This window comes from Enterocloster sp. HCN-30185, assembly GCF_037890305.1.
GTDB lineage: Bacteria > Bacillota > Clostridia > Lachnospirales > Lachnospiraceae > Enterocloster.
Genome location: NZ_JBBKBT010000033.1, coordinates 1 through 3,078 on the forward strand (window position 1 = coordinate 1; position 3,078 = coordinate 3,078).

Annotated in this window: 1 rRNA gene; it reads right to left on the reverse strand. The window is 52.6% G+C overall.

The features are described from left to right. Window positions 1-15: 15 nt before the first annotated feature. Window positions 16-2,899: ribosomal RNA gene (locus WKT10_RS15775) — 23S ribosomal RNA — on the reverse strand. Window positions 2,900-3,078 lie beyond the last annotated feature (179 nt).

The following is a 3,078-nucleotide window of genomic DNA, read 5'->3' on the forward strand; positions in this document are numbered from 1 at the left end:
TTTTCCCTAAACCTTCTGGTCAAGCCCTCGACCGATTAGTATCAGTCAGCTCCATGCATTGCTGCACTTCCACCTCTGACCTATCTACCTCGTCGTCTTCAAGGGGTCTTACTCTTGCGATGGGATATCTCATCTTGAGGGGGGCTTCACGCTTAGATGCCTTCAGCGTTTATCCCGTCCAGACTTGGCTACCCTGCCATGGCCTTGGTAGGCCAACAGGTACACCAGCGGTCTGTCCATCCCGGTCCTCTCGTACTAAGGACAGCTCCTCTCAAATATCCTACGCCCGCGCCGGATAGGGACCGAACTGTCTCACGACGTTCTGAACCCAGCTCGCGTACCGCTTTAATGGGCGAACAGCCCAACCCTTGGGACCTGCTACAGCCCCAGGATGCGATGAGCCGACATCGAGGTGCCAAACCACTCCGTCGATGTGAACTCTTGGGAGTGATAAGCCTGTTATCCCCAGGGTAGCTTTTATCCGTTGAGCGATGGCAATCCCACTTTCATACCACCGGATCACTAAGTCCTACTTTCGTACCTGCTCCACCCGTCGGTGTCGCAGTCAAGCTCCCTTATGCCTTTGCACTCTTCTAATGGTTTCCAACCATTATGAGGGAACCTTTGAGCGCCTCCGATACCCTTTCGGAGGCGACCGCCCCAGTCAAACTCCCCGCCTGACATTGTCCCCCAGCCAGGTCATGGCTGCAGGTTAGAAATCCAATACCGCAAGGGTGGTATCCCAACAGCGGCTCCTCACAGACTGGCGTCCATGATTCAAAGCCTCCCACCTATCCTGTACATGCAGTACCGAATCCCAGTATCAAGCTGGAGTAAAGCTCCATGGGGTCTTTCCGTCCTGGCGCGGGTAACCAGCATCTTCACTGGTATTTCAATTTCACCGGGTGCATTGTTGAGACAGCGCTCAAATCATTACGCCTTTCGTGCGGGTCGGAACTTACCCGACAAGGAATTTCGCTACCTTAGGACCGTTATAGTTACGGCCGCCGTTTACTGGGGCTTCAATTCAAAGCTTCGATTGCTCTAACCTCTCCTCTTAACCTTCCAGCACCGGGCAGGCGTCAGCCCATATACCTCACCTTACGGTTTTGCATAGACCTGTGTTTTTGCTAAACAGTTGCTTGAGCCTATTCTCTGCGGCCTGGTTTCCCAGGCACCCTTTCTCCCGAAGTTACAGGGTCATTTTGCCGAGTTCCTTAACAATGCTTCTCCCGCCGGCCTTAGGATTCTCTCCTCATCTACCTGTGTCGGTTTACGGTACGGGCACGTATCACACAATAGCGGCTTTTCTTGACAGCCGGAATCGCACACTTCGCTACTTCTGTTCGCTCCGCATCACAGCTTCGGATTGCCAGACGGATTTGCCTGCCTGACTCCTACCCTGCTTGCCCCGGTCTTCCCATTCCCGGGATGTGCTGTCCTTCTGTGTCCCCACAGTTCTGATGATACGCGGTACAGGAATCTCAACCTGTTGTCCATCGGCTACGCTTTTCAGCCTCGCCTTAGGCCCCGACTTACCCAGAGCAGATCAGCTTTACTCTGGAAACCTTGGATATTCGGCCTGGAGGATTCCCACCTCCATCTCGCTACTCATTCCGGCATTCTCTCTTCTTAAAAGTCCACAGCTCCTTGCCGGTACTGCTTCGCCCCTTTAAGAATGCTCCTCTACCAACGATCTCTCGTTCCTAAGCTTCGGTGTTGTGTTTCAGCCCCGGACATTTTCGGCGCAGGACCTCTCGACCAGTGAGCTATTACGCACTCTTTGAATGTGTGGCTGCTTCTAAGCCAACATCCTGGTTGTCTCTGAAATCCCACATCCTTTTCCACTTAACACACACTTTGGGACCTTAGCTGTAGGTCTGGGCTCTTTCCCTTTCGACTGCCCAACTTATCTCGTGCAGTCTGACTCCCGTACATCATTTATGCGGCATTCGGAGTTTGATATCCCTTGGTAAGCTTTGACGCCCCCTTAGGAATTCAGTGCTCTACCTCCGCTAAACTAATACGAGGCTAGCCCTAAAGCTATTTCGAGGAGAACCAGCTATCTCCGGGTTCGATTGGAATTTCTCCCCTATCCACACCTCATTCCCACCCTTTTCAACGGATGTGGATCCGGTCCTCCACGGAATTTTACTTCCGCTTCAACCTGGACATGGATAGGTCACCCGGTTTCGGGTCTGCCTGCGCTGACTTTACGCCCATTTGAGACTTGGTTTCCCTTCGGCTCCACGGCTTTACCGCTTAACCTTGCCAGCGCCGGCAACTCGCCGGACCGTTCTACAAAAAGTACGCGGTCGCACCTTAACGTGCTCCCACAGCTTGTAAACACAGGGTTTCAGGTTCTCTTTCACTCCCCTCCCGGGGTCCTTTTCACCTTTCCTTCACAGTACTATGCGCTATCGGTCACTAAGGAGTATTTAGCCTTGGAGGGTGGTCCCTCCGACTTCCCGCAGGGTTTCTCGTGTCCCGCGGTACTCTGGATCCTGCCGCTGCCTATCGCTTTCATGTACGAGGCTCTCACTCTCTCTGGCCGGGCTTCCCAGCCCGTTCCATTAACGAATCAGCTCACTTATGCAGTCCGTAACCCCAGCATGCACGCACGCTGGTTTAGGCTCCTCCGGTTTCGCTCGCCGCTACTCCCGGAATCGATGTTTCTTTCTTTTCCTCCGGCTACTTAGATGTTTCAGTTCACCGGGTTCCCTCCGCACAGCTATGGATTCACTGTACGGTGACTGAGGGTTGCTCAGCCGGGTTTCCCCATTCAGATATCTCCGGATCAATGGATATTTGCTCCTCCCCGAAGCTTTTCGCAGCTTATCACGTCTTTCATCGGCTCTTAGTGCCAAGGCATCCACCCTGCGCTCTTTATAGCTTGACCAAACGATGTTCGCCTGCGGGTGCGGGCTACTTATCTTTAGATGCATAGCGTTGCATCCTTTGGTTCTAGGTTTACAAATTTGTTGTTTGTTTCCATACACTCTCATGTATGGCCTCGGATGTCTTGATATTCGATTGAATATTCAATTCTTTTTGTTCAATATGCGGTTTTCAAGGTAC